The organism is Streptomyces sp. NPDC043878, assembly GCF_056435735.1.
In genome coordinates, this window is sequence record NZ_JBWKDW010000017.1 from 133,056 (window position 1) to 155,872 (window position 22,817).

The window sequence follows — 22,817 nt, forward strand, 5'->3', positions numbered from 1 at the left end:
ACGACGCCATGAGCAGCACCGTCATCAGCAACATCGCCACGCTGGTCACCAACGACCCCTCCCTCGGTGACAACTCCCCCCTCGGACTGATCCAGGACGCGGCCGTCGTCATCGACGGCGACCGTGTCGTGTGGACCGGTGAATCAAGCAAAGCACCCGCCACTGACAACCGGGTCGACGCCGGCGGCCGGGCGGTGCTCCCCGGCTTCGTCGACTCGCACTCCCACCTGGTGTTCGCGGGCGACCGCACCCAGGAGTTCAACGCCCGCATGTCCGGCCGGAGCTACACCGCCGGCGGCATCCGGACGACCGTCGCCGCCACCCGCGCCGCGACGGACGAGGAGCTGGAGGCCAACCTCACCCGCTACCTCGCCGAGGCGCTGCGCCAGGGCACGACGACCTTCGAGACGAAGTCCGGCTACGGCCTGACCGTCGAGGACGAGGCCCGCGCCCTGCGCATCGCCGCCCGCCACACCGACGAGGTCACCTACCTCGGCGCCCACATCGTCTCCCCGGACCTCGCCGACGACCCGGCCGCCTATGTCGCCCTGGTCACCGGCGAGATGCTCGACGCCTGCGCCCCGCACGCCCGCTGGATCGACGTCTTCTGCGAGAAGGGCGCCTTCGACGGCGACCAGGCCCGCGCCATCCTCACCGCGGGCCGGGCCAAGGGGCTGCACCCGCGCATCCACGCCAACCAGCTGTCCCACGGACCCGGCGTGCAGCTCGCCGTCGAACTCGACGCGGCCAGCGCCGACCACTGCACCCACCTGACGGACGCCGACGTCGACGCCCTCGCGAGCGGGCGTACGGTCGCCACGCTGCTGCCCGGCGCCGAGTTCTCCACCCGCGCCGCCTGGCCGGACGCCCGGCGCCTCCTCGACGCGGGCGTCACCGTCGCGCTCTCCACGGACTGCAACCCGGGCTCGTCGTTCACCTCCTCCGTCCCGTTCTGCGTCGCGCTCGCGGTGCGGGACATGGGGATGACACCGGACGAGGCGGTGTGGTCGGCGACGGCGGGCGGCGCGGCGGCCCTGCGGCGCGACGACGTGGGCCGGATCACTCCCGGCGCCCGTGCCGACCTCCTCCTCCTCGACGCGCCGAGCCACGTACACCTGGCCTACCGGCCGGGCGTACCGCTGGTCAGCGCGGTGTGGCGCCGGGGCACACGCGAGCACTGACGCCCGCGTCCGCCTTCAGCCCCCGTATGAGATACGCCAACGGGCCGGTACCGGTGACGAGTTCATCGCCGGGGGCGTCGCTCTCGCGGAGGTGGACGGCGTTGGGGGTGGCGGCGACCTCGACGCAGGTGTCCCCTTCCCCGCCACCGGAGAACGTGGACTTCTGCCAGTTAACGCCCGCGTCCGCCTTCAGCCCCCGTATGAGATACGCCAACGGGCCGGTACCGGTGACGAGTTCGTCGGCGGGGGTGGCGCTCTCGCGGAGGTGGACGGCGTTGGGGGTGGCGGCGACCTCGACGCAGGTGTTTCCCTCGCCGCCGCCGGAGAACGAGGACTTCTGCCAGTTCAAGGCGTGCTCCATGGCGTGACTCACAACTCCTTGGTCAGGCGGTGGATGAAGTCCCGTGACGCTGTGGGTTCCAGGGACGCCTTCCCCACCGTACGGAAGAGTGTTCGGAGTCGTTTTAGCTGGGCTTCAGCGTCGATGAACAGGGTGCCTGTGGGAGCGTCACGCATTCCGGTGTCCAGTTGGGGCACGGGACCGCCGAGGTACATCATCGAGGCGTCGGCTCCGGCGAAGCCATCCTGGTCAGTGGGGATGACGCGGATAGTGGTGCGCCCTTGCTCGATCTGGTCGAGCAGATAGCGGAGTTGGACGAGAGCTGCCGGGCGGTCGGCCACGCGGATGCGCAGCGCGAACTCGTGGACGATCGTCTCGTAGGGGGAGGAACGGCCTCCCTCGATGGCGGCGCGTCGCCGCATCCTGTGTTCCACCCGAGGTACCAGCTCGCTCTCGGGTAGCTCCGGGCGCATGTACCGGAACACGGCTCGGGCGTAGTCGGGGGTCTGGAGCAGCCCGGGAACGTGGGTGATGACGACCTCGCGCAGAAACGTGGCATGGTGCTCCGCCTCCGCCACGTCCAGATTGACCTGGGGGAGAACTCCCCGGTACTCGTCCCACCAGCCACGCGTGCGATCACCCGCCATGGCTGCGAGAGCGTCGATCAGTGCTTCGTCCGCGCAGGCGTAATGGGCCGCGAGGCGGCGGATGCGCTCCGCACTCACGGCTGCGATGCCTGCCTCGACCTGACTCATCTGGGCCGACGTCGAGTTCAGGAATGACGCCGCCTCACGGGCTTTGAGGCCCGCAGCTTCGCGTAGCTTGCGCAGTTCGGCCCCAAGGCGCATTTGGCGCGCCGTGGGATGGGTCCTCGCTGCCATCTGCTTCTCCCCAACCTGCCTGCCGTCGTGCCACTTTCGGGTGTCAGATTACGGCAGTTGGTTGCACAGGCAGAAATTAATGCCCTACCGTCAGTGGCGTACCGCACACGCTGCGGAAGCGCACCGCTCCGTCCTGCCATGACGGCTGAGGCATGCCACCGCCCGTGCCCACCTCACCCCCCACCCCGCCAGGAGCTGACGCATGTCCGAACGTGATCCCTGGGAGTACTCCCTCTACATCCCCAACGATCCCCGCGCCGTCACCGTCTGCCGCCGCACCCTGCGTCTGATCCTGACCCTGCACGGCCTGATCCGCCTCGCGGACACCGCCGAGCTGATCGCCTCGGAGCTGGTCTCCAACGCCGTACGCCATACGAAGGGTCCCGCCGCGCTGCGCGTGCGCTGGTCGCCCGGGGTGCTGCGGATCGGCGCCTGGGACACCGACCCCGAACCGCCCGAGCCGGGTGAGCGGTTGGAGGACCTGGCGGACGCGGAGGGCGGCCGTGGCATCGCCCTGACGCGGGCCTGCGCGGACGTCTGGGGCTGGCAGCCACTGTCCCGCTTCGGCAACCGGGGCAAGTACGTGTGGTGTGACCTGGGCGCCGCGTAGCTCGTTGATGACTCGCAGCGGACGGCACCAAACGCTCAGCAGATGTGGAGGGACCTGATGACGGCGATCCAGTACTTCTGGCGACACCCGCTGGCCGAGCAGGTGCGCGAAGAAGGCCGGGAAGAAGGCCGGGAGGAAGGCCGGGCGCAGGAGAGGGCGGATGCCGTTCTGCGTAATCTTCGGTGGCGGCGGATCGATGTCTCCGAATCCGTCCGTGAGCGTGTGCTCTCCTGCACCGACATGGGCGAACTGGGCACCTGGCTGGACCGCTCCTACCACGTCACCGACGCGCGGGAACTCTTCGTCGAGGGTTCCTGACGTCGTATCGCCGCGCCACGAGCCCCCTCACACCGCCCCCGCCCGCCACCTCTGTTCCGGGCCTCCGGTCAGCCGGTCCAGGGACAGGGCGTCGCCGTCGGCCGGGGTCAGGGCCGTGGCGATGGCCACGGCCGGGCGGATCACGCCGTCGTCGTCCACGGTGAAGCGCAGGTTGTCGCCGTGGTCGCCGTCGACCGAGTCGCACTCCCAGATGCCGACGCCGTCGTCCACGGAGCCCCGGCTGTCCAGGCAGAAGTCGGTGTCGGCGGAGGACTGGAGGACACCGCGCGCCGCGTCGACACGCCACCGCTGGGTGCGGGAGCCCGAGCAGGGAGCCGTGACGACGTCCGTGCCCTTCTCCAGGTCGCCGTCGCGGATGTCCAGGCAGCGGCCCGAGGCGACGTTCACCACCTGTGCGAACGTGCCGCCGGGCGGGGGCGTCGGGGAGGGCGTGGGGGTAGGGGAGGGTGACCTCGACGGGGTCCGCTTCGAGCGGGACGGGCTGGGCGACGGCGAGGGGGACTGGCTGGTGGCCGACGGCGACGGGGTCACCGGCACGGTCGCCGTCACCGTGACCGGCGGAGGGCCCGCCGGTGCGGTCGTGCCGGCCGCCGCCCGCCCGCCGGGCGTCCCGCCGCCCTGGACGACGAGCAGGACGATCAGTGGGGCGAGGGCCACGCCGAGCGCGGCCGAGGCGAGTACGAAGCGGCGGGACGGCGGCCAGGTGCCCGGCCTGGTACGGCTGTCGAGCCGCCGTGGCGCTTGCGTCCGGGAGGCGACGTACGCCGTGCCGGCCCACGGCAGCAGGCCCTCGGCCAGGGCCGGGCGCGGGTTGTCACGCAGCGCGGACAGTTCCTCGTAGGCCGCCGTGCAGTGCGGGCAGTGCGTCATGTGGGCATGCAGGTCGGTGCTGTCCCGCGGGTTGTCCGGGCGCACCGACTCCTCGATCAGCCGGCGGAAGTCGCCGCAGCGCGGGTCGTCGGAGGCGGCGAGGCGGTGCCGCAGACATGCCTGGGCCATGGCCTGCGCCGCCTGCCGCGTGCCGTAGAGGACGTCCTCGCGGGTGAGGCCGAGATAGCCGGCGGTGCGGTCCTCCGGCTCACGCTCCACGATGCCGTACCAGACGAGACCCTGGCTGCGGGCCGGCAGCGACTGGAACGCGGCCAGCATGGGCGGCACCGGGCCCCCGGGTCCCGCCGTGTTCAGCACCAGGAGCAGGCCGGCGTCCAGTCCGGCGGACCGCCCGTCCGTGGCCCAGGAGGCGGCCACCCGCCCGGCCAGCAGCAGGAGTTGGTGCCGCCAGGGAACGCCCGGGTCGATGCCGCGCGCGGTCTCCCGGGCCGCGAGCGTGAACGCCTGGGCCGCCAGCTGGCGTGCCGTGGACTCGCTCGTGGTGCACAGACGGGCATGGGCGAGGACAGCGGCGCGGTGCCGCGCCCGCAGCTCCTGCAGAGCCGCGTACGCGGACGCGGTGTCGGCACGCAGCAACTCGGTGAGCCGCGCGTCGGACGCGCCGGCGTAACCGCCCGCGTACGACGCGCCTCCGGCCTCGACGTCGTTGTCGCCCCCGTCGGCCCGACCCATGCACCTGCCTCCTCGCCCGGTGACGCGGTCCGGCCCGGTCCTGACGGACCGGCCAGTTTGGAAGGTGCCATAGTGAGGGAAGGCGGCTCCCGGGAAAAGAGGTTCCCGGAGGTAACCGGTGAACGGCCTGATCACAACGGTGAGCGCGGTGTGCCCGTCGCCCCGAGGGGTACCGGACACACCGCGCTCACCGTGCTCGTCACGGGGCCGCGCCCCGTTTCGCCGGGTCTACTCCTCCAGCGTCAGACCCTTGCGCAGCCGCACCAGCGTCCGCGAGAGCAGCCGGGACACGTGCATCTGCGAGATGCCGAGTTCGTCGCCGATCTCCGACTGGGTCATGTTGGCGACGAAACGCAGCGAGAGGATCTGCCGTTCCCGGGCCGGGAGTTCGGCGATCAGCGGCTTCAGTGACTCCACGTACTCGATGCCCTCGATGCCGTGGTCCTCGTACCCGATGCGGTCCGCGAGGGTGCCCTCGGCGTCGTTCTCCTCCTGCTGGGCGTCCAGCGAGGAGGCGGTGTACGCGTTCGAGGCGGCCATGCCCTCGACGACCTCGTCGTTGGAGAGGCCGAGGCGCTCCGCCAGCTCCGCCACCGTGGGCGCGCGGTCGAGACGCTGGGCCAGGTCGTCGCCGGCCTTGGCCAGCTCGATCCGCAGTTCCTGCAGCCGGCGCGGTACGCGCACGGACCAGGACGTGTCACGGAAGAAACGCTTGATCTCCCCGACGATGGTTGGCATCGCGAAGGTGGGGAACTCCACGCCCCGGCTGAGCTCGAAGCGGTCGATCGCCTTGATCAGGCCGATGGTGCCGACCTGGATGATGTCCTCCATCGGCTCACTGCGGGAGCGGAAACGGGAGGCGGCGAACTTGACCAGAGCGAGGTTCAGCTCGACGAGCGTGTTGCGGACGTACGAATACTCGCGCGTGCCTTCCTCCAGGGAGGAGAGCCGCTCGAAGAGGGTCTTCGACAAAGCCCGTGCGTCGACCGCCCCGACCTCGTAGAAGGGCGGGATCTCCGGGAGTCCGGCGAGTGCGTCGTCGCGCTCGATGGGATTCAGATGTTCCGGGGGGGATGTCGACGTCGCCTCGTGGGTACGCGATGCGTCGAGCCGGGGTGACATGATGTCCTCCATCGTTCTCGGCATATGGCTGCCGAAGCCAGTTTGTGCACAGCGGTGTGCGGCGCCTCCAAAGCCGGCGTGTCGAGTACGTGTCCCTACTAGCCCTACCTGCTTTCCCAAGCACATCGCAAGTATTTTTTGTGCGCAAATGTCTGTTTGCGGGTGGATGTTCGGGTGTTGAAGGGCGCTGGGAGGGCGTAGTGTTCGAGGTCGTCAGTCAGCAGCCACGACGTCGGGAGAGAGAGACGGCATGGACCGCGGGACGGTCGGCAGCGCACAGTCTGGCCGGCTTCTGGTTGAAGTGCGGGAAGAGGGCTCCAGCGCCGTCGTGACCCCGGCAGGTGAGTTGGATCACCACACCGCCGATCTGTTGCGCGAGCCGCTTGAGGGCTGCCTCGCCAAGGGATTCAGTCGACTGGTGGTCGACTGCTCACGCCTGGAGTTCTGCGACTCCACGGGGCTGAACGTGCTGCTCGGCGCGCGGCTCAAGGCGGAGGCCGTCGGAGGTGGGGTGCATCTCGCGGGTATGCTGCCCGTAGTCGCACGCGTGTTCGAAATCACAGGGGCGGACGCCGTCTTCGCTGTCCATGACAGTGTCGAGGCGGCCCTTGTCGACGAGCCGGGCAGTGCCGGCGGAGGCGGCGGGGAGGGCTGAGCCGATCGTGGCGAACGAGTCGGCCGACCGCGTCCCGGTGGCCCCCTGTGACCGGCGTTTTTCAGGCGTCACGCGGTTTGGTGCCGGATCCGGGGTGTTCTGCCCGTTGGGTCGGGCAGGAGAGTTCCGTACCCGATGTCGTACCGACCGTGTGGTGACCTGTGAATCGTGAACTGGTGAATCGGTGAGGTGAAGCGCTGATGAGCACCACCCGGCCTTACCCGCCGGGCGACCGCGGCCCGGAGCCCAGCGGTGCTTCCGGGGTGTCCGAGGGAGGCGCGGCCGTGTCTTCGGGGGGTCGTCAGGTCCGCAGGCTCAGTTTCGACGGGCAGAGCGGTGTCGTGCCGCTGGCCCGCGACTTCACCCGCCAGGCGTTGTACGCCTGGGGCTGGATGCCCGCGGCCACCGCCGACCAGCGGGCCGCCGCCGAGGACGTACTGCTCGTCGTGTCCGAGCTGGTCACCAACGCCTGCCTGCACGCCGAGGGCCCGGACGAGCTGCTGATCTCCTGCGACAACAAGGTGATCAGGCTGGAGGTCTCCGACCGGGGCGCCGGCCAGCCGGCCCCCCGCACCCCGCACCGCGCCGGCCGCCCCGGCGGCCACGGCATGTTCATCGTGCAGCGGCTGTGCCTGGACTGGGGCGTCGTGCGGGCCTCCGGAGCCCCGGGCAAGACGGTCTGGGCGGAACTGGGCGCACCCGCCTAGCAGTTCCCGCCGGCCCGCACGCGTCCTCGTGCCCGCCGGTCGTCGTGCCCGCACGCGTCCTCGTGCCCGCCGGGTCCTCGTGCCCGCCGTGTCGTCGTGCCCGCACGCGCCCTTGTGCCCGCCGTGTGGTCGTGCCCGCACGCGTCCCCGTGCCCGCACGCGCCCTTGTGCCCGCCGTGTGGTCGTGCCCGCACGCGTCCCCGTGCCCGCACGCGCCCTTGTGCCCGCCGGGTTGTCGTGCCCGCACGCGTCCCCGTGCCCGCCCGAGTTCCGTGTCCCACCCGCACATTCCCCTACGTCACACCCTGCGCGCCGGATCGCCACAGATCCGGCGCGTGCTGTGTCTTCCTTCCTCAAGGCCCCCGGCGTACCTTGACGGCCGATCTGATGTGCCGTCAGGAAACGCCTTCAGGAAGGAGGGGACCGTGTCGAACGGGACGTTCCACAGACGAACCGCCACGCTCGCGTCCGCCGCGGCCCTGGCCGGCTCGGCGGTGCTGATGACCGCCCCCGCTGCCCACGCCGAGGTCGTCGACGTCAACTACCAGTGCAAGACGCCGATCGGCGACAAGAGCGCCGTCTCGCCCATCGACATCAAGGGCGTCAAAAGCGGCGGCGGCTACAAGCTCACCATGTCCTGGCAGAAGGGCGTCTCCTCCAGCCCGGTCGAGCTCGGCAAGGGGGCGATGAGCCCCAGCGCCACCATCACCGTGGGCGGCGCCGACAGTGGCACGGTCGCGGTGACCGGTCCCGCCAACCAGGCCGCGATCCCCGCCAACACCCCCATCAAGATCAACGACTTGACGGGCACGTACACCCCGAAGAAGACCGGCAAGGTCACCTTCACGGCGGGTGTGCTCACCATCAAGGCGCTGGGCACGACGACCACGTGCACACCGACGAACAGCCCCAAGCCCTCTCTCACGCTGGACGTGACGGCGGCGGGCGGAAGCGGTGGCGGCGGATCCACGCAGACCCCGCAGAGCGGCGGCGACTCCGGCGCCCAACTCCCGCAGACCGGCCCCGACGACTCGGCGGTCGCCCTCGGCACCCTCGGCGGCACCGTGCTGCTCGCGGGCGCGGCGGGCACGCTGTGGCTGACGCGGAGAAACCAGGCGGCACGGGTCCGCCGCTGACAGGACGTCCGTACGACGCCGGAGCCGCCCATGCCCTCCCCGATCCGCGCCCTGCCCCCGCCCGCGACCACCCTGCCGGACCGGTCCGCGCGGTCCGTGCTGCCTCTGCTGTGCCTGGCGTGCCTGACGGTCGTGCTGGTCCTGCCGGCCGCCGGCCCGGCCGCCGCGGCCGACCGGGGCTGGACCGTCGCGCCCGCCGGTGCCGGGCGGCCCTCCTTCTACGCCGAGGGCGCCGCGGGGACGGTCCTGCAGGACACGGTGTCCGTGGTCAACCGCGGCGGGAGACCCGTCACCGTACGGCTCGCCGCCACCGGACTCCGCGTCACCTTCGCCGACCGCGGCCTGCGCGTCCCCGCCCGCACCCGCGCCGACGTCCCGTTCACCGTGCGTGTCCCGGCGGGCGCCGCCCCCGGCGACCGCTCCGGCGCGATCGTCGTCCACGACACCGGCGGCCGCTCCCGGTCCGTACCCGTCCTGCTGCGCGTCGGCGGTCCCGCGCTGTCCGCGCTGACCGTCGAGCACCTCGCCGTGCACGGCGACCGGATCACCTACGACTTGGTCAACCGCGGTACGACCGTCCTCGTGCCGCGGCTCGCCGTGCACGCCGACGGGGTGTTCGGCACGCTCCTCGACCGCGCCCCGCGCACCTTGCCCCTCGACCTGCCGCCGGGCCGCCGGCTCAGGCTCAGTGAGCCCTGGCCCGGCCGGCCCGCCCTGGACGCCGTCGAGGTACGGCTGACGGTGACGGCCGCGGGCGGGGCGCGGGACGCGGCCGGCACCTCGGCGGGGTTCGTGCCCGGGGGCGCGGTGGCGGCGGCCGGGGGAGCGGTGGCGGCGCTCGCCGCCCTCACCGTCGTACGACAGCGCGCACGGCGTGCGCCCGACGGCGGCGCGGTGTCCGAAGACCCCCGTTCCGAAGCCGGGCCGGCGGAGGTGGTGACGTGAACCGCACAGCGCGCGGCGGAGTCCGCGGCAGGGCACGGACGGCGGTCCTCGTGATGGTGCTGGTGCTGTTGCCGGCGCCCCTGGCGGGTGTCGCGGCGGCGGACGGACCGAGCGTGCGGCTCTCCGCCGCGCAGGCGGGCACCGGCGGCTCGGTCACCGTCACCGGCGCCGGCTGGCCGCCGCACGCCCTGCTGACGCTGCTGGTGTGCGGACAGGCCGTGCCCTCCCGCGGCGTGATCGGCGGCACCAACTCCTGCGCCAACGCGGACGGCCGGGCCGTCACCACCGACGCCCGCGGCCGGTTCGGCCGGAAACTGCCGGTCACCGAGCCGCCGGTGCCCTGTCCGTGCGTCATCCACGTGGCGACGGTGACCGGCGCCGCGGCCGAGGCGGACGCCGCCTTCCAGGTGGCCGGGCACGCCGTCGAGCCGCTGCCCGCGGAGTCGGGCGGCGGGCGCCTGTCCGTCCTCACCGACACCCGCCTCGACGGGTCGAGCGGCCTGCTCACCTGGTTCGGCGGGCCGCCCGCCCGCACCCTCGACCTCACCGTCGGCAACGTCGGCACCTCCGCCGTGAAGAACCCCGTCTTCCAGATCGGCACCTCGCACGGCGTGTTCGCCCCGCAGTGGGAGGAACGCCAGTGGCACGGCACGATCCCGCCCGGCGGGAAGGCCCGCGTCAAGCTCCCGGTCGAACTGTCCGCCGGCGCGCACGGCGACTACACCGTCTCGCTGAAGTACGCCGGCAAGGTCCTCGCCGAACAGCCCTGGGGCGTGGGCCGGCCCTGGGGCGTCACCCTGTTCTGGGTCCTGGTCGGCCTGGTCGTGCCGGCCGCGCTGTTCCGCGCCGGGATGGCCGTGGTGGACCGGGTACGGCCGCGCCGCCCGGGCGGGGTCCGCCACCGCGGCCCCCGCCTGTCCCAACTCACCGTCCGGCTCCCGGGGTTGCGCACCCCCGTACCCGAACCACCCTCCCCGACGGCCCTGCCGTGGTTCACCCCCGACTCCGACCCGGGCACACCGGGCCGGCTCTCCGCACCGCACGACGACAACTCGGCGAGTCCTGCGACCTCGGCGAGCCCTGAGACCTCAGCAAGTCCTGGGACTCCCACGAGTCCCACGACTCAGACCAGGAAGGGTTCCACGTGAGCAAGCCAAGGAGAGCCGCGCCGGCCGGTCCGCGTCGCGGCCGACGAGCGGGCGCGGTCTGCGCCGCACTCGCGCTCGGCGGCGCGGGCGCCCTGCTCGGCGTGGCCGCCGGGCCCGCCCAGGCCGCCGAGGTGGCGTACGCGACCAAGTGCGTCCCGCCCGCGGGCGTCGGCCTCGATCCCGTCGAGGGCACCGCCAAGGTGGAGATCACCGCCCCGGCCACGGCGAAGGTCGGCGACGAGGTGCAGGTGGTGTGGAAGTTCGTCCAGGCCGCCTCGAAGAACCCCGACCTCATCGACCTGCCGGCGAACTCCGTCCAGCCGTCCGGCACGCTCAAGGCGGCGGGCGCGCAGACCGCCGACATCGCGATGCAGGGACCGCGCGAGAACCCCGCCATCCCCAAGGGCGGCGACATGGTGCTGTCCGACATGAAGGGCACCCTGAAGCTCACGGCGCCCGGCACCCTCACCCTCACTCCGGACGCGTACGACGTCAACGTCATGTCGACGGACACCAAGTGCGCGCCCACGGAGGCCGTGCAGCCGGCGGCGACCATCAACGTGACGGCGGGGGAGGGGACTGGGACTCCGACGCCGACGCCGACCCCCACCCCGACCCCCACCCCGACCGGCTCCACCTCCCCGACGACCACGCCGAGCGGCACCGCGAGCCCGAGCGACGGGACGGGCACCGGGCAGACGGACTTCACCGGCAAGGAGGTCCAGGTCCCCTACGCGTGTGACACGCCCCTCGGCGACAAAGACGTGACCTCGCCCGTGCAGATCAACGCCAAGAAGAACGGCGGGAGCTACGACCTCACCGTGCAGTTCAAGAAGTCGGTGATGGACAGCCCGGCCGACATCCCGAAGGACTCGGTCAAGCCGTCGATGGAGGTGGTCCTGGGCGGCGCGGACACCGGCACCGTGCACACGGAGGGGCCGACCAACTCCGCGCCCATCAAGACGGGCGACCCGATGACGATCCCCGACCTGACCGGCACCTACAAGCCGGGCGCCAGCGGTGAGTCGACCCTTTCCCCGGGTGTGCTGACGATCAAGGCCCTCGGCACGACCACGACGTGCACCCCCACGAAGGCCCTGGTCTCACTGACCCTGGACACCACCGAGCAGGCGAGCGGCGCGTCCGGCGGCTCGTCCTCCTCCGGCGGCTCCTCCTCCGGGGGTACGTCGGCCGGCGGCGGCCTGGCCGAGACGGGTGCCGGGGACCACGGCGCGCTCAAGGCCCTCGGCCTGGTGGCCGGCACGGCCGTACTGCTGGGCGCGGCGGTCTTCACCTTCCTGCCCCGGCGGCATCCGCGCTGACCGGGCGGAGGGGAACGGAAAGGGCCGCCGCAGTGCGGCGGCCCTTTCCGCGTGAACCGGCCGGCTTGACCTGCGGTCCCGGGCCGGCTTGACCTGCGGTCCGGGCCGGCTTGACCTGCGGTCCGGGCCGGGTGGCCGGGTGGCTGGTCCGGCGCCCGGCCGGGGAGGTCAGCGCACGTCGCCCATCAGGCTCCTGACCTTGTTGCGGAACATGTACACCGCGCCACCGGCGAGCACCGCGAGGACGGCCTCCAGCGCCACGAAGCCGCTCCGGTCGAGGTTGACACCGCCGACAGCCGGGTTGGACAGCAGCGCGGTGACCGAGTCGCCCGCGGTGACCGCGAGGAACCAGACACCCATCATCTGCGAGGCGTACTTCGCCGGCGCCATCTTCGTGGTGACCGACAGGCCCACCGGGGACAGCGTCAGCTCGCCGAGCGTCTGGAGGAAGTAGATCGCGACGATCCACATCGCCGCGGCCTTGTGGCCGTCCCCGGCGATCGCCAGCGGGGCGAGGAAGAGGAAGAACGACGCGCCGACCAGGGCCAGGCCCACGGCGAACTTCACCGCAGTGCTCGGCTCCTTGCCGCGCCGGTTCAGCCACAGCCACAGCCAGGCGAAGACCGGGGCGGCGGCCATGATCATGACCGGGTTGACCGACTGGTACCAGGAGACCGGGAACTCCCAGCCGAGGACGCTGTTGTCGGCCGAGGAGTCGGCGAAGATCGACAGCGTGGTGGCGCCCTGGTCGTAGATCATCCAGAAGGCGGCCGCGGCCACGAAGAACCAGATGTACGCCGACACCCGCGACTGCTCAATGGTGTCCAGGCCGCGGTCCCGCTTGATCCGGGCGATGACCCAGACCGGCACGATCAGACCGATGAGCGTGAGCGGGATCATCGCCCAGTTGAGCGTGAAGTGGCCGGAGAGACCGACGGCGGCGTAGAAGGCGGCGGCGACGGCGAGCCAGGTCAGGCCCTTGCGCAGGACGGCCGACTTCTCCACGGCGGACATCGGCGTGGGCACGAGGTCGCTGCGGTCGCTCAGGTGGCGGCTGCCGAGCAGGAACTGGGCCAGGCCCAGCGCCATGCCGAGCGCGGCCAGCGCGAAGCCGAAGTGCCAGTTGACCTTCTCGCCGACGGTGCCGATGATCAGCGGCGCGGCGAAGGCGCCGGTGTTGATCCCGACGTAGAAGACGGTGAAGCCGCCGTCGCGGCGCGGGTCGTTCGGTCCGTCGTAGAGGTGGCCGACCATCGTCGAGATGTTGGCCTTCAGCAGGCCCGAGCCGAGGGCCACCAGGGCCAGGCCGACGTAGAAGACACCGGCCTGGGGGATCGCCAGCGTCAGGTGGCCGAGCATGATGATCACGCCGGCCAGGGCGACCGTCTTGCGCGGGCCGAGGACACGGTCGGCGAACCAGCCGCCGGGCAGGGCGAGCAGGTACACCAGGGACACGTACACCGAGGCGATGGTGATCGCGGTCGCCGGGTCGAGATGCAGGCCGTTCGGAGCCACCAGGTACAAGGGGAGAAGGGCCTTCATGCCGTAGTAGGAGAAGCGCTCCCACATCTCGGTCATGAAAAGGGTGGCCAGTCCGCGGGGGTGGCCGAAGAAGGTCTTGTCGGAACCGGGGGTGCCCGGAGTCACCGAATCCTTCGTCAGGCTGGACGCCATGGTCGTTCCTTGCTGGTCGGGACGCGCTCTCACGACGGAGTGCGCGCCCGGTGGGGGGCGGCCGGCACCGGCCCGACCGGACGTCCGCCCCACGCCCACGGGGATGCCGCCCCGGATCGCGGGGCGGCGGACGACGGTCACCGGGATCCACGCCTCGGCGCGCGTCGATGCGCTGTGAGGCCCGGCCACAGGTCATTCCTTTCGAGGCCGGAGACAACCGGCCCGCACACAAAAGTGCCCCCCGGCGTCAAATGCCGCCAAAGGGTCTCACGGTGCTACAGGCGTGGATTCACCATACGGCAGGACAGAGCGGTAAATGAAAGGACTTGAGACACGGATCACAGGTTTCGATGCAACCGCAAGCACAATTCAAAGGCGTCTCTCAGCATCGCACCCCTGAGGCGCAGGTTCGCGCCACACTTCGGGGAGGCGGGGTGAAGGAAGCGGGGCGGTGCGGCGACGGCGGGCCGGACCGGCGAGTCCGGCTTGTCCGTAGGTAAGAACCACTGCCGTCGATCACACTCCAGCTCCGGTCGTCCGCGGACTACCATCAGCTCATGACCCGTGTACTGCTCGCCGAGGACGACGCGTCCATCTCGGAACCCCTGGCCCGCGCCCTGCGCCGGGAGGGGTACGAGGTCGAGGTGCGCGAGGACGGCCCCACCGCGCTCGACGCCGGTATCCAGGGCGGTATCGACCTGGTCGTGCTCGACCTCGGCCTGCCCGGCATGGACGGGCTGGAGGTGGCCCGCCGGCTGCGCGCCGAGGGCCTCGCCGTCCCGATCCTCATCCTGACCGCGCGCGCCGACGAGGTGGACACCGTCGTCGGACTCGACGCGGGCGCCGACGACTACGTCACCAAGCCGTTCCGGCTCGCCGAACTGCTCGCCCGCGTCCGGGCCCTGCTGCGGCGCGGCGCCGCCGAACCGCAGCAGCCGCCCGCCACCCACGGTGTGCGGATCGACGTCGAGTCGCACCGCGCCTGGATGGGCGACGAGGAGCTCCAGCTCACCGCCAAGGAGTTCGACCTGCTGCGGGTCCTGGTGCGCGACGCCGGCCGGGTCGTCACCCGCGACCAGCTGATGCGCGAGGTCTGGGACACCACCTGGTGGTCCTCCACCAAGACCCTCGACATGCACATCTCCTGGCTGCGCAAGAAACTCGGCGACGACGCGGCCAACCCCCGCTACATCGCCACCGTGCGCGGAGTGGGCTTCCGGTTCGAGAAGAGCTAGCTCCCCGGGTCTTTTCCCCGGGCTCCGCGCCACGGGGGCGGGACCGGGCGCGCGCCGGCGCCTCACGCCCCGGGGCGCCGCCCGGCCCGGGGGGGAGCACCGGTCGCCGTGACCCCACCGCCCGGGGGCACACTGGTCGCCGTAACCCCACCGCCCGGAGGACCCCGTGCGTCGTCGTCTCATCCAGTCCACCCTGGCCGTGGTGCTCGTCGTGATCGCCGTCTTCGGCGTCTCCCTCGTCATCGTCGAGACCCGGACCATCAGCAACAGTGCCCAGGAACGGGTGGACTCCGAGGCGCAGCGGCTGGCCAGCATCGTGGACAGCCGCCTGCTCAGCTCCGAGAACGTGGACGCGCGGATCCTCCGCGACCAGGTCGCCCAGGAACGCTACGCCGAGATCCGCATCCCCGGGGAAACGACCATAGAGATCGGCACCCCGCCCACCGGTGACGTCATCCGCGGCCGGGCCGACGGCGAGAAGGGCGAGACGGTCAGCGTCGAGGAGCCCCGCTCCTCCGTGACCCGCGAGGTCGGCCGCACCCTGCTGATCATCGGGCTGGTGGCGCTGCTCGCGGTGGTCGCCGCGGTGCTGCTCGCGATCCGCCAGGCCAACCGCCTCGCCTCCCCGCTCACCGACCTCGCGGAGACCGCCGAACGCCTGGGCTCCGGCGACCCCCGCCCCCGCCACAAGCGGTACGGCGTCCCCGAGCTCGACCGGGTCGCCGACGTCCTCGACTCCTCCGCCGAGCGCATCGGACGCATGCTGACGGCCGAACGCCGGCTCGCCGCCGACGCCTCCCACCAGCTCCGTACGCCCCTCACCGCGCTGTCCATGCGCCTGGAGGAGATCACCCTCACCGACGACCCGGACACGGTGAAGGAGGAGGCCAACGTCGCGCTGACGCAGGTCGAGCGTCTGACGGACGTCGTGGAACGGCTGTTGACCAACTCCCGCGACCCCCGCACCGGCAACGCCGTCTCCTTCGACCTCGACGAGGTCATCCAGCAGCAGCTCGCCGAGTGGCGCCCCGCCTACCGCAACGTCGGCCGGGCGATCGTCAGCTCCGGCAAGCGGCATCTCCAGGCGGTCGGCACACCGGGCGCGGTCGCCCAGGTGCTGGCCGCGCTGATCGAGAACTCCCTGATGCACGGCGGCGGCACGGTGGCCCTGCGCACCCGCGTCATCGGCAACCAGGCCGTCGTCGAGGTCACCGACGAGGGACCCGGTGTCCCCGCCGACCTGGGGGCCCGCATCTTCGAGCGGACGATCAGCGGGCGCAACTCGACGGGCATCGGGCTGGCGGTGGCCCGTGACCTCGCGGAGGCGGACGGCGGCCGGCTGGAGATGCTCCAGACCAAGCCGCCGGTGTTCGGGCTCTTCCTGTCACGCACCCCGCTGAAGAAGCCGGCGGTCGCGCTGGAGGACGAGGAACCCACGGTGCGGTAGGGGGCGCAGGGGGCCTGTGCCGGGGCCCGCGGGCCCCGGCGAAGTCACGGTGCCGGCCGGAGCGGGGGTGCTGAGGACAGCCGGGGTGCGGTGGGGGCAGGGGGGTGGGTCAGCCCACGCGCTGGTGCGGGCGCGGCTTCTTGCCGGCCGCCTTGTCCGTCTTGCCCGCCGCCTTCTCGGCCGCCCGCTCCAGGAACGACTCCGCGCTGGCCACCGCCTCCCTGGCGGGCAGCGCCCGGAACACCCAGGTGCGGTACGACCAGAACCGGAACAGCGTGGCGACGCCGATGCCCACGAACTTGAACACGTTGCTCTGCAGCGGGCTGTCCCAGCCGAAGCCGTACGTCGCCGCGTAGAGCACCCCGTTCTCGATGACCAGGCCGATCAGGCTGAACAGCAGGAACAGCGCGAGTTCCTTGGTGCGCCCGCTCTTGTCCCGGTCCCGGTAGGTGAAGTAGCGGAAGCCGACGTAGTTGAAGACGATCGAGACGACCGTGGCGACCACGCTGGCCCGCACGACCGGGAGGTCGGTCGTGTGCCGGACGAGGTTGAAGACGAGCAGGTTGACCAGGACACCGACCCCGCCCACCGCGCCGAACTTCGCGATCTCACGCGTCAGCCGGTCCAGGCGCTCACGCGCCGCGCTGCGGGAGGTGGGGGGCGTCGCACGAGGCCCCGAGGAACTGCGTTCCATGGCTGTCCAGGCCCCTGTCTTCCGATTTCGTCAACCCAGCCATGCTAACCACCCCTTCGCGCCGGCACCCGCGGATGAGGTCACAGCACCGGGAAGAGAGCGGAAACAGATCGGCAAGAGGCCGGGAAAAGACCGGTAAGAGCGGAAGTCCGGGGCGGGGTGCGGGACCGGGCGGGGGCCCGCGCGGGGCCGTACGGAGTGCCTCGGGGGGTTGTCGGGAGGAGCGGAAACCGGACGGGGTGGCGCGGCCGATACCCTGGGGGCGTGACGTTCCCCGTAGTCGGCATGGTCGGCGGTGGCCAGCTCGCCCGTATGACACACGAGGCGGGCATCCCGCTCGGCATCAGGTTCAAGCTCCTCAGTGACACCCCTCAGGATTCCGCGGCGCAGGTCGTCGGCGATGTCGTCATCGGCGACTACCGCGACCTCGACACGCTGCGTGACTTCGCGCGGGGCTGCGACGTGATCACCTTCGATCACGAACACGTCCCCACCGAGCACCTCAGGGCCCTGGAGGCGGACGGCATCCCCGTCCGCCCGGGCCCCGACGCGCTCGTGCACGCCCAGGACAAGGGCGTGATGCGGGCGAAGCTCACCGCGATCGGGGTGCCCTGCCCCCGGCACCGCCTCGTCAGCGACCCCGACGACGTGGCGGCCTTCGCCGCGGAGGGGGACGGCTTCCCCGTGGTCCTCAAGACCGTCCGGGGCGGCTACGACGGCAAGGGCGTGTGGGTCGTGGACTCCGCGGCGGAGGCCGCCGAGCCGTTCCGCGCGGGCGTCGCGGTGCTCGCCGAGGAGAAGGTCGACTTCGTCCGCGAGCTGGCCGCCAACGTCGTACGGTCGCCGCACGGCCAGGCCGTGGCCTACCCGGTCGTCGAGTCCCAGCAGGTGAACGGCGTGTGCGACACCGTGATCGCACCCGCCCCCGGTCTGCCGGAGGACCTGGCGCTGCGGGCCGAGGAGATGGCGCTGCGGATCGCCAAGGAACTCGGTGTCGTCGGCCACCTCGCCGTCGAGCTGTTCCAGACCCGCGACGGCCGCATCCTCGTCAACGAACTCGCGATGCGCCCGCACAACTCGGGCCACTGGTCGATGGACGGCGCGATCACCTCCCAGTTCGCCAACCACGTCCGGGCCGTCCTCGACCTCCCGCTCGGCGACCCGCGCCCGCGCGCCCGGTGGACGGTCATGGTCAACGTCCTCGGCGGCGACTACCCCGACATGTACTCCGCGTACCTGCACTGCATGGCCCGCGACCCCCAGCTGAAGATCCACATGTACGGCAAGGACGTGAAGCCCGGACGCAAGGTGGGCCACGTCAACACCTACGGCGACGACCTCGACGACGTGCTGGAGCGCGCCCGTCACGCTGCCGGCTACCTGAGAGGCACGATCACCGAATGAGCCCGACTGTTGGCATCGTCATGGGGTCGGACTCCGACTGGCCCGTCATGGAGGCCGCCGCCAAGGCCCTCGACGAGTTCGAGATCGCCTACGAGGTCGACGTCGTCTCGGCGCACCGCATGCCCCGCGAGATGATCACGTACGGCGAGCAGGCCGCGGACCGCGGGCTCAAGGTGATCATCGCGGGCGCGGGCGGCGCCGCCCACCTGCCCGGCATGCTCGCCTCGGTCACCCCGCTGCCCGTCATCGGCGTCCCGGTCCCGCTGAAGTACCTCGACGGCATGGACTCGCTGCTGTCGATCGTGCAGATGCCGGCCGGGGTCCCGGTCGCGGCCGTCTCGGTCGCCGGCGCCCGCAACGCCGGTCTCCTCGCCGCCCGCATCCTCGCCGCCCACGACGAGGAACTCCTCGGCCGGATGCGGGAGTTCCAGCAGGACCTCAACGACCAGGCCACCGAGAAGGGCAAGCGGCTGCGCGCCAAGGTCGACTCCGGGTCCACCGGCGGTTTCGGCTTCGGGAAGTGACGCGGATGACCTCGCTCGACGAAGCCCGGGAACTGCTGCGCGAGTTCCCCGTCGCCGACGGGCACAACGACCTGCCCTGGGCCCTGCGCGAACAGGTCCGCTACGACCTCGACGCCCGCGACATCGCGGTCCGCCAGAACGCCCACCTGCACACCGACATCCCGCGCCTGCGCGAGGGCGGCGTCGGCGCGCAGTACTGGTCGGTGTACGTGCGCTCGGACCTGCCCGGCGCGGTCACCGCGACGCTGGAACAGATCGACTGCGTACGGCAGCTCGTCGCCCGTCACCCCGGGGACCTGCGCGCCGCGCTCACCGCCGCCGACATGGAGGCCGCGCGCGCCGAGGGCCGGATCGCCTCCCTCATGGGCGCCGAGGGCGGCCACTCCATCGACAACTCGCTCGCCACCCTGCGTGCCCTGGCCGCGCTCGGCGTGCGGTACATGACCCTCACCCACAACGACAACGTGGACTGGGCCGACTCGGCGACGGACGAACCCGCGGTCGGCGGTCTGTCGGCCTTCGGCCGCGAGGTCGTGCGGGAGATGAACCGCGAGGGCGTGCTCGTCGACCTCTCGCACGTGGCCGCGACGACCATGCGGGACGCGCTGGACACCAGCACCGCGCCGGTGATCTTCTCGCACTCCTCCGCGCGGGCCGTGTGCGACCACCCGCGCAACATCCCCGACGACGTGCTGGCGCGGCTGTCCGCCAACGGCGGCATGGCGATGGTGACGTTCGTGCCGAAGTTCGTGCTCCAGGCGGCCGTCGACTGGACGGCCGCGGCCGACGACAACATGCGCGCCCACGGCCTGCACCCCCTGGAGACCAGCGCCGAGGCGATGAAGGTGCACCGCGCCTTCGAGGAGACGAACCCCCGTCCCCTCGCCACGGTCGCGACGGTCGCCGACCACCTCGACCACATGCGTGAGGTGGCGGGCGTCGACCACCTCGGCATCGGTGGCGACTACGACGGCACGGCCTTCACCCCGGACGGCCTGTCCGACGTCTCCGGCTACCCCAACCTGATCGCCGAACTGCTGGACCGCGGCTGGTCCAGGACCGACCTGGCCAAGCTGACCTGGCAGAACGCGGTACGGGTGCTGGGCGCGGCCGAGGACGTGGCCCGTGACCTCCAGGCCACCCGGGGGCCGTCCAACGCGACGATCGAGTCGCTCGACGGCTGACCAGCCCACGCCGTTCCGTCGCCGTCCCCCCGGCTCGCGCCCGCGGCCGGGGGACGGCGACGGCGTACCCCCGAACGCCCCACCCACCAGGAAGCCACCCCGGCCCCGTGCGACGGTGACGGTACGGAGATCAGGACGATCACGCCGTAGCTCACGACGTACGGAGCCCGCCATGGCAGACCTCCAGGACGAACTGCACACACCCCCAGAGGTCGACGCGCTCGACGATCCGGCGGAGCCCCGCGCGGACCCCCGCACGGCGCAGCCGCACACCGCCGGCCCGGACGAGGCGCCCCTGGAGCGGGCCCACGCCCTCCTCGCCCTGCACCCCGTCGCCGACGGGTACAGCGGACTGCCCTGGGCGCTGCGCCACCTGCACTGGTTCGACCTGGAGCTCGGCGAGTGCGCCGTCGACACGGATCTGCCGCGGCTGCGCGAGGGCCATGTGGGCGCGCTGCTGTGGTCGCTGCACCTGCCCGAGGGCCTGCAAGGCGAACGGGCCGTCGGCGCCACCCTGGAGCAGCTCGACCTGGTCAAGACGGTGGTGCGCAACCACCCGGAGGGGCTGCGGCTGGCCTGCACCGTCGGCCAGATCACCGACGCGCGCAACTGCGGCCGCGTCGCCGTCCTGCTGGGCCCCGCCTCGGCGGCCGCGCTCGGCGACTCGCTGGGCATCCTGCGTTCCCTGCACGCCCTCGGCCTGCGCGCCCTGACCCTGACCGGGGCGTCGTGGGCGAGCGAGGCCGGGCTCACCCGGTTCGGCGAGGAGGTGCTGCGCGAGATGAACCGGCTCGGTGTCCTCGCCGACGTCTCCGGCGCCTCCGCCGACACGATCCGGCGGGTCCTGGCCGTCTCCAAGGCGCCGGTGCTGTGCACCCGCTCCGCCGCCCGCGCCCTGCGCCCCCACCCGGCGAACCTCCCCGACGAACTGCTCGTCGCACTGGGCGCCGCCAAGGGCCTGTGCATGGTGCCGCTGACCGCCGAGCAGACCGGCACGACCGTCCGCGACGTCGCCGACCACCTCGACCACGTCCGCGCGCTCGCCGGGGAGCGGTCCGTCGGCCTGTCCGGCACCTACGACGCCGGCACCGCCCACCCGCGGGAGCTCCGGGACGCCTCCCGCTATCCGCACCTCGTCGCCGAGCTGCTCCGCCGCGGCTGGTCGGAGACCGATCTTGCCTTGTTGACCTGGGGAAACGTGCAGCGGGTGCTGCGGGACGGGGACTTCACGGCCCGCGCCGCACAGATGCGACGCGAGCCGTCGACAGCGAAGATCGCCGACCTCGACGGGTGACCGAGGACGTGCTCAGTCCCGCTCGATCCGGCACAGGCAGAACGGATGCCCCGCCGGATCGGCGTACACCATGAAGTCCTTCTTCTCCCGGTCCTCCAGGTCCAGCGGCCGCGCGCCCAGCGCCAGCACCCGCTCGTGCGCCGCGTCCATCTCCTCCCAGGTGGACCCGGCGTCGAAGTCGAGGTGGAACTGCTGCGCGTTGCGATCGGCCCGGGGCCACTCCGGAGGGGTGAGCCCGGGCGCCCGCTGGAAGGCGAGCCGCGGCCCGTCCGGGACGTGGAGGACGACCCAGTCGTCGTCCTCCACGCTCGGTGTGCCGCCGCCGACCTCGGCGTAGAACGCGGCGAGCGCGCGCGGGTCGGGGCAGTCGATGACGACGGAACGCAGCCGGGCCACGGTTGCCATGGAGATGTCCTTCCGGCTCAGGAGGCACAGAGGCAGAACGGGTGCCCGGCCGGATCGGCGTAAACCCGGAAACTGCGGGACCGGTCCTCGACGTCCAGCGGCTTCGCGCCGAGCGCCAGGACGCCCTTCTCGGCCTCGTCCAGGTCCTCGACCGTCAGGTCCAGGTGGAACTGCTGCGACGCGTCGGGCGCGGGCCACTTCGGCGGTACGTGGCCGGGGGCGGCCTGGAAGGCCAGCGACTGTCCGCCGGGCAGCCTCAGGTCCACCCAGTCCTCCTGGTCCTCGACGGTGCCGCCCAGCACCTCGGCGTAGAAGCCGGCGAGCGCGCGCGGGTCGGGACAGTCCAGGACGACGTCTCCCAGTTTGGCGAGTGCCATGACCTTCTCCTCCGTAGGGGATGCGGTTGCCGTGTTACCTGTAGAAGCTGATAACCAGTAACGGTTACCTGATGCTTGCGCATGGGAGGTAACGTCGCAAGGGGATTTGGAAGGTAGCGTGCAGCCATGAGCGAGAGAGCGCCGGCGCCGGGGGGCCTGGAGCTGGTGGAGTCCCTGGTCAACACGGTGGACCTGGAGTCGGGCGCCGACTCGCTGGACTCGGCCGAGGGCCGCGCGCGTCTCGGGCTCGGCGAGGACGAGGTGCCCGGGGCGCGCGAGCTGCGCGAGTCGCTGCGTGCCGTGCTGCTCGCCCACGCCGGCCATCCGCCGCACCGCGCGGTGACCCCGCTCGGCGAACTGCTCGCCGGGGCCCCGCTGCTGCTCGCCGTCGACACCCGGGACGGCTCCGCCCACCTCGCCCCCGCCGACACACACGCCCTGCACTCCCGCGTCGCGGCGGCCGTCGCCGACGCCCTCGTCGCGGGCACCTGGACCCGGCTGAAGGCGTGCGAGGCGGTGACCTGCCACTGGGCGTACTACGACCGCAGCCCGGCCGGACGCGGCCGCTGGTGCTCCATGTCGGTGTGCGGAGCGCGCGAGAAGATGCGCCGGTACCGGGCCAAGTAGGCG

24 protein-coding genes are annotated in these 22,817 nt (G+C 72.1%); 16 read left to right on the top strand and 8 right to left on the bottom strand.

What is annotated here, in order from left to right; translation table 11 throughout:
- Nucleotides 1-8: 8 nt before the first annotated feature.
- Nucleotides 9-1,181 (top strand): imidazolonepropionase, encoded by a 1,173-nt coding sequence (gene hutI / locus AC07AZ_RS23775; RefSeq protein ID WP_478850881.1) that lies wholly within the window; start codon nt 9-11, stop codon nt 1,179-1,181.
- On the opposite strand, the gene AC07AZ_RS23780 is transcribed toward hutI, so the two are convergent.
- Together AC07AZ_RS23780 and AC07AZ_RS23785 are read right to left on the bottom strand one after the other, a co-directional pair.
- A complete protein-coding gene (locus AC07AZ_RS23780; protein WP_478850883.1) occupies nt 1,144-1,542 on the bottom strand; it encodes a DUF397 domain-containing protein in 399 nt (132 codons plus the stop codon). The two genes, hutI and AC07AZ_RS23780, sit on opposite strands and share 38 nt — an antisense overlap.
- A gap of 8 nt (nt 1,543-1,550) precedes the next feature.
- A complete protein-coding gene (locus tag AC07AZ_RS23785; RefSeq protein ID WP_478850885.1) occupies nt 1,551-2,402 on the bottom strand; it encodes a helix-turn-helix domain-containing protein in 852 nt (283 codons plus the stop codon).
- A gap of 202 nt (nt 2,403-2,604) precedes the next feature.
- Between AC07AZ_RS23785 and AC07AZ_RS23790 the strand changes: the two genes are divergently transcribed.
- Together AC07AZ_RS23790 and AC07AZ_RS23795 are read left to right on the top strand one after the other, a co-directional pair.
- Nucleotides 2,605-3,012: an ATP-binding protein gene (locus AC07AZ_RS23790; protein ID WP_478850887.1), complete on the top strand. Its 408-nt coding sequence runs from the start codon at nt 2,605-2,607 to the stop codon at nt 3,010-3,012.
- A 57-nt stretch (nt 3,013-3,069) separates the two neighbouring features.
- A complete protein-coding gene (locus AC07AZ_RS23795; protein WP_478850889.1) occupies nt 3,070-3,330 on the top strand; it encodes a hypothetical protein in 261 nt (86 codons plus the stop codon).
- A gap of 27 nt (nt 3,331-3,357) precedes the next feature.
- Here the strand turns inward: AC07AZ_RS23795 and AC07AZ_RS23800 are convergent, their stop codons facing one another.
- Nucleotides 3,358-4,914 carry a ricin-type beta-trefoil lectin domain protein gene (locus AC07AZ_RS23800; protein WP_478850891.1) on the bottom strand — a complete coding sequence of 519 codons (1,557 nt, stop codon included), beginning with the start codon at nt 4,912-4,914 and terminating at the stop codon, nt 3,358-3,360.
- 228 nt (nt 4,915-5,142) lie between these two features.
- Nucleotides 5,143-6,048: an RNA polymerase sigma factor SigF gene (locus tag AC07AZ_RS23805; protein WP_478850893.1), complete on the bottom strand. Its 906-nt coding sequence runs from the start codon at nt 6,046-6,048 to the stop codon at nt 5,143-5,145.
- A 238-nt stretch (nt 6,049-6,286) separates the two neighbouring features.
- On the opposite strand from AC07AZ_RS23805, the gene AC07AZ_RS23810 reads away from it, so the two are divergent.
- The 6 genes from AC07AZ_RS23810 (at nt 6,287) to AC07AZ_RS23835 (ending at nt 11,949) form a co-directional block, all read left to right on the top strand.
- Complete coding sequence (locus AC07AZ_RS23810) at nt 6,287-6,691, top strand: STAS domain-containing protein (protein ID WP_478850894.1); 405 nt, start codon at nt 6,287-6,289, stop codon at nt 6,689-6,691.
- A gap of 200 nt (nt 6,692-6,891) precedes the next feature.
- On the top strand, nt 6,892-7,398 hold the full coding sequence (locus AC07AZ_RS23815; RefSeq protein ID WP_478850896.1) for an ATP-binding protein: 507 nt from the start codon (nt 6,892-6,894) through the stop codon (nt 7,396-7,398).
- Nucleotides 7,399-7,823: 425 nt separating this feature from the next.
- Nucleotides 7,824-8,534 carry an LPXTG cell wall anchor domain-containing protein gene (locus tag AC07AZ_RS23820; RefSeq protein ID WP_478850898.1) on the top strand — a complete coding sequence of 237 codons (711 nt, stop codon included), beginning with the start codon at nt 7,824-7,826 and terminating at the stop codon, nt 8,532-8,534.
- 30 nt (nt 8,535-8,564) lie between these two features.
- Entirely contained in the window at nt 8,565-9,479 is a 915-nt protein-coding gene (locus tag AC07AZ_RS23825) for a COG1470 family protein (RefSeq protein ID WP_478850900.1), read from the top strand.
- A gap of 53 nt (nt 9,480-9,532) precedes the next feature.
- Complete coding sequence (locus AC07AZ_RS23830; RefSeq protein ID WP_478851005.1) at nt 9,533-10,627, top strand: hypothetical protein; 1,095 nt, start codon at nt 9,533-9,535, stop codon at nt 10,625-10,627.
- Nucleotides 10,624-11,949, top strand: a complete 1,326-nt coding sequence (locus tag AC07AZ_RS23835; protein WP_478850902.1) for a hypothetical protein — start codon at nt 10,624-10,626, stop codon at nt 11,947-11,949. Before AC07AZ_RS23830 ends, AC07AZ_RS23835 begins: the two co-directional genes overlap by 4 nt.
- A 168-nt stretch (nt 11,950-12,117) precedes the next feature.
- Here AC07AZ_RS23835 and AC07AZ_RS23840 read toward each other — a convergent pair whose 3' ends face one another.
- Entirely contained in the window at nt 12,118-13,623 is a 1,506-nt protein-coding gene (locus AC07AZ_RS23840) for a peptide MFS transporter (RefSeq protein ID WP_478850904.1), read from the bottom strand.
- A 557-nt stretch (nt 13,624-14,180) separates the two neighbouring features.
- On the opposite strand from AC07AZ_RS23840, the gene AC07AZ_RS23845 reads away from it, so the two are divergent.
- Together AC07AZ_RS23845 and AC07AZ_RS23850 are read left to right on the top strand one after the other, a co-directional pair.
- Nucleotides 14,181-14,858: a response regulator transcription factor gene (locus tag AC07AZ_RS23845; RefSeq protein WP_356042789.1), complete on the top strand. Its 678-nt coding sequence runs from the start codon at nt 14,181-14,183 to the stop codon at nt 14,856-14,858.
- Between the two features lie 166 nt (nt 14,859-15,024).
- On the top strand, nt 15,025-16,305 hold the full coding sequence (locus tag AC07AZ_RS23850) for an ATP-binding protein (protein WP_478850906.1): 1,281 nt from the start codon (nt 15,025-15,027) through the stop codon (nt 16,303-16,305).
- 109 nt (nt 16,306-16,414) lie between these two features.
- On the opposite strand, the gene AC07AZ_RS23855 is transcribed toward AC07AZ_RS23850, so the two are convergent.
- Nucleotides 16,415-16,999 carry a GtrA family protein gene (locus AC07AZ_RS23855; RefSeq protein WP_478850908.1) on the bottom strand — a complete coding sequence of 195 codons (585 nt, stop codon included), beginning with the start codon at nt 16,997-16,999 and terminating at the stop codon, nt 16,415-16,417.
- Between the two features lie 264 nt (nt 17,000-17,263).
- Between AC07AZ_RS23855 and AC07AZ_RS23860 the strand changes: the two genes are divergently transcribed.
- The 4 genes from AC07AZ_RS23860 to AC07AZ_RS23875 all read left to right on the top strand — a co-directional run bounded on the left by AC07AZ_RS23860 (nt 17,264) and on the right by AC07AZ_RS23875 (nt 21,405).
- Nucleotides 17,264-18,403, top strand: a complete 1,140-nt coding sequence (locus AC07AZ_RS23860; protein WP_478850910.1) for a 5-(carboxyamino)imidazole ribonucleotide synthase — start codon at nt 17,264-17,266, stop codon at nt 18,401-18,403.
- On the top strand, nt 18,400-18,927 hold the full coding sequence (purE, locus tag AC07AZ_RS23865) for a 5-(carboxyamino)imidazole ribonucleotide mutase (RefSeq protein WP_478850912.1): 528 nt from the start codon (nt 18,400-18,402) through the stop codon (nt 18,925-18,927). Before AC07AZ_RS23860 ends, purE begins: the two co-directional genes overlap by 4 nt.
- 5 nt (nt 18,928-18,932) lie before the next feature.
- Nucleotides 18,933-20,111 (top strand): dipeptidase, encoded by a 1,179-nt coding sequence (locus AC07AZ_RS23870; RefSeq protein WP_478850914.1) that lies wholly within the window; start codon nt 18,933-18,935, stop codon nt 20,109-20,111.
- Nucleotides 20,112-20,283: 172 nt separating this feature from the next.
- A complete protein-coding gene (locus AC07AZ_RS23875; RefSeq protein WP_478850916.1) occupies nt 20,284-21,405 on the top strand; it encodes a dipeptidase in 1,122 nt (373 codons plus the stop codon).
- Between the two features lie 12 nt (nt 21,406-21,417).
- On the opposite strand, the gene AC07AZ_RS23880 is transcribed toward AC07AZ_RS23875, so the two are convergent.
- Together AC07AZ_RS23880 and AC07AZ_RS23885 are read right to left on the bottom strand one after the other, a co-directional pair.
- On the bottom strand, nt 21,418-21,810 hold the full coding sequence (locus AC07AZ_RS23880; RefSeq protein ID WP_478850918.1) for a VOC family protein: 393 nt from the start codon (nt 21,808-21,810) through the stop codon (nt 21,418-21,420).
- A gap of 17 nt (nt 21,811-21,827) precedes the next feature.
- Nucleotides 21,828-22,187, bottom strand: coding sequence for a VOC family protein (locus AC07AZ_RS23885; protein WP_478850920.1), 360 nt, complete (start codon nt 22,185-22,187; stop codon nt 21,828-21,830).
- Nucleotides 22,188-22,313: 126 nt separating this feature from the next.
- On the opposite strand from AC07AZ_RS23885, the gene AC07AZ_RS23890 reads away from it, so the two are divergent.
- Nucleotides 22,314-22,814 carry a CGNR zinc finger domain-containing protein gene (locus AC07AZ_RS23890; RefSeq protein WP_478850922.1) on the top strand — a complete coding sequence of 167 codons (501 nt, stop codon included), beginning with the start codon at nt 22,314-22,316 and terminating at the stop codon, nt 22,812-22,814.
- Nucleotides 22,815-22,817: the final 3 nt, after the last annotated feature.

Bases quoted from the DNA above. Each gene is read 5' to 3' on its own strand.
- AC07AZ_RS23790 (WP_478850887.1), top strand. From the start codon at position 2,605: ATGTCCGAACGTGATCCCTGGGAGTACTCCCTCTACATCCCCAACGAT.
- AC07AZ_RS23810 (WP_478850894.1), top strand. From the start codon at position 6,287: ATGGACCGCGGGACGGTCGGCAGCGCACAGTCTGGCCGGCTTCTGGTT.
- AC07AZ_RS23855 (WP_478850908.1), bottom strand. From the start codon at position 16,999: ATGGAACGCAGTTCCTCGGGGCCTCGTGCGACGCCCCCCACCTCCCGC.
- AC07AZ_RS23845 (WP_356042789.1), top strand. From the start codon at position 14,181: ATGACCCGTGTACTGCTCGCCGAGGACGACGCGTCCATCTCGGAACCC.
- AC07AZ_RS23815 (WP_478850896.1), top strand. From the start codon at position 6,892: ATGAGCACCACCCGGCCTTACCCGCCGGGCGACCGCGGCCCGGAGCCC.
- AC07AZ_RS23830 (WP_478851005.1), top strand. From the start codon at position 9,533: ATGGTGCTGGTGCTGTTGCCGGCGCCCCTGGCGGGTGTCGCGGCGGCG.
- AC07AZ_RS23880 (WP_478850918.1), bottom strand. From the start codon at position 21,810: ATGGCAACCGTGGCCCGGCTGCGTTCCGTCGTCATCGACTGCCCCGAC.
- AC07AZ_RS23780 (WP_478850883.1), bottom strand. From the start codon at position 1,542: ATGGAGCACGCCTTGAACTGGCAGAAGTCCTCGTTCTCCGGCGGCGGC.
- hutI (WP_478850881.1), top strand. From the start codon at position 9: ATGAGCAGCACCGTCATCAGCAACATCGCCACGCTGGTCACCAACGAC.
- AC07AZ_RS23885 (WP_478850920.1), bottom strand. From the start codon at position 22,187: ATGGCACTCGCCAAACTGGGAGACGTCGTCCTGGACTGTCCCGACCCG.
- AC07AZ_RS23840 (WP_478850904.1), bottom strand. From the start codon at position 13,623: ATGGCGTCCAGCCTGACGAAGGATTCGGTGACTCCGGGCACCCCCGGT.
- AC07AZ_RS23890 (WP_478850922.1), top strand. From the start codon at position 22,314: ATGAGCGAGAGAGCGCCGGCGCCGGGGGGCCTGGAGCTGGTGGAGTCC.
- AC07AZ_RS23805 (WP_478850893.1), bottom strand. From the start codon at position 6,048: ATGGAGGACATCATGTCACCCCGGCTCGACGCATCGCGTACCCACGAG.
- AC07AZ_RS23795 (WP_478850889.1), top strand. From the start codon at position 3,070: ATGACGGCGATCCAGTACTTCTGGCGACACCCGCTGGCCGAGCAGGTG.
- AC07AZ_RS23785 (WP_478850885.1), bottom strand. From the start codon at position 2,402: ATGGCAGCGAGGACCCATCCCACGGCGCGCCAAATGCGCCTTGGGGCC.
- AC07AZ_RS23800 (WP_478850891.1), bottom strand. From the start codon at position 4,914: ATGGGTCGGGCCGACGGGGGCGACAACGACGTCGAGGCCGGAGGCGCG.
- purE (WP_478850912.1), top strand. From the start codon at position 18,400: ATGAGCCCGACTGTTGGCATCGTCATGGGGTCGGACTCCGACTGGCCC.
- AC07AZ_RS23875 (WP_478850916.1), top strand. From the start codon at position 20,284: ATGGCAGACCTCCAGGACGAACTGCACACACCCCCAGAGGTCGACGCG.
- AC07AZ_RS23870 (WP_478850914.1), top strand. From the start codon at position 18,933: ATGACCTCGCTCGACGAAGCCCGGGAACTGCTGCGCGAGTTCCCCGTC.
- AC07AZ_RS23825 (WP_478850900.1), top strand. From the start codon at position 8,565: ATGCCCTCCCCGATCCGCGCCCTGCCCCCGCCCGCGACCACCCTGCCG.